2 protein-coding genes (1 of these 2 cut by a window edge) are annotated in these 1,249 nt (G+C 74.5%); both read right to left on the bottom strand.

Going from position 1 to position 1,249, the window contains the following annotated elements; all coding sequences use genetic code 11:
• Positions 1–85, bottom strand: the 5' portion of a protein-coding gene (locus tag AN218_RS14615; RefSeq protein WP_476755962.1) for a sensor histidine kinase. The gene continues 1,217 nt to the left of window position 1, outside the view; only the first 85 of its 1,302 coding nucleotides appear in the window; its start codon is at positions 83–85; the stop codon falls past the left edge of the window.
• Between the two features lie 392 nt (positions 86–477).
• Positions 478–1,224: a response regulator transcription factor gene (locus AN218_RS14610; RefSeq protein ID WP_070017326.1), complete on the bottom strand. Its 747-nt coding sequence runs from the start codon at positions 1,222–1,224 to the stop codon at positions 478–480.
• Between the last annotated feature and the right edge of the window lie 25 nt (positions 1,225–1,249).

Raw genomic sequence — 1,249 nt, 5'->3', positions numbered from 1 at the left:
CGGCCCCGGATCCGGCGCCCGCCCGCCGCACCGTCACCGGCACCGACAGCACCCGCCAACTGTCCACCCTGCGTGCGCGCGGCATCCCCGCCGGCGTGCCCTCGCCCCGCTCGCGTACGGTCACGGGCCGCGGCGCGGACTTCGGCAGCCGCGTACGGGCGTCGGGCTGCGGCCCGCCGGAGAAGGTGCCGTCCGGCCCGACGACGCGGATGCCGACGTCCAACGCCGCCGCGTACAGCCGCCGTTCACGGAGCTGTTCTGCGCGCGGCCGGTCCTTCTCGGTGACGCGCAGCAGCCGCCGGGCGTCCTTCTTCACCACGGCCGCGCGCTCGCGCAGATGCGCGTCCTGCTCGGCGTGGATGTCGCGCGAGACGAGGGCGAGCAGCAGCCAGCCGGAGGCCAGCACGAGCAGCGGCACGGTGAGGCCGACGGCGAGCGCGATGCGTGTGGAGAGCTTCATCTTCACGGCTGCGTCCCTCACTTCTCCTCGCGCAGTACGAAGCCGACGCCCCGCACCGTGTGCAGCAGCCGCGGGCGCCCGCCGCTCTCGGTCTTGCGCCGCAGATAGCTGACGAACGTGTCGACGGCGTCCGTACGCACCTCGAAGTCGTAGCCCCAGACGCGTTCCAGGAGCTGGTCGCGGGTCAGGACGATGCCGGCGTTCCGGGCGAGGACGAGGAGGAGTTCGAACTCGCGGCGGGTGAGGGGGAGTTCGGCGCCGTCACGGTGGGCCTCGCGGGTGGCGGGGTCGAGGACGAGACCGCCGACGCGTACGGCCTCGGCGGCACCCTGCGCGAATCCGGCGCCGGTGCCGGTTCCTGTGTCGTTGCCGGAACCGTTGCCGTTGCCCGGTCCGGGCGCGGCCGACGGCGCGCGCCGCCGCAGCAGCGCGTCCAGCCGCAGCACCAACTCCTGGAGCGCGAACGGCTTGACGAGATAGTCGTCGCCCCCGGCCTGAAGCCCCGCGATGCGGTCGGCGGTCTCGTCGAGCGCGGAGAGCATCAGCACCGGCACGTCGTCGCCCGCCTCGCGCAGGACGTGGCACACCTGGATGCCGCTCACGTCCGGCATCGAGACGTCCAGTACGAGGACGTCCGCGGGCCGCTCCCGCATCAGCGCCAGGGCCCGTCGTCCGCCCTCGGCCAGATCGACGGCGAAGCCGCTCAGCCGCAGCCCGCGGCTCAGCGAGCGCCTGATCGCCGCGTCGTCGTCGACGACCAGCACCCGGCCACGGCCGGCGGCGTCGCCG

The sequence above is a fragment of the Streptomyces nanshensis genome (assembly GCF_001751255.1).
Lineage (GTDB): Bacteria > Actinomycetota > Actinomycetes > Streptomycetales > Streptomycetaceae > Streptomyces > Streptomyces nanshensis_A.
Note: the sequence above shows the minus strand (reverse complement) of the source record. Positions and strands in the feature narration are given on the sequence as shown.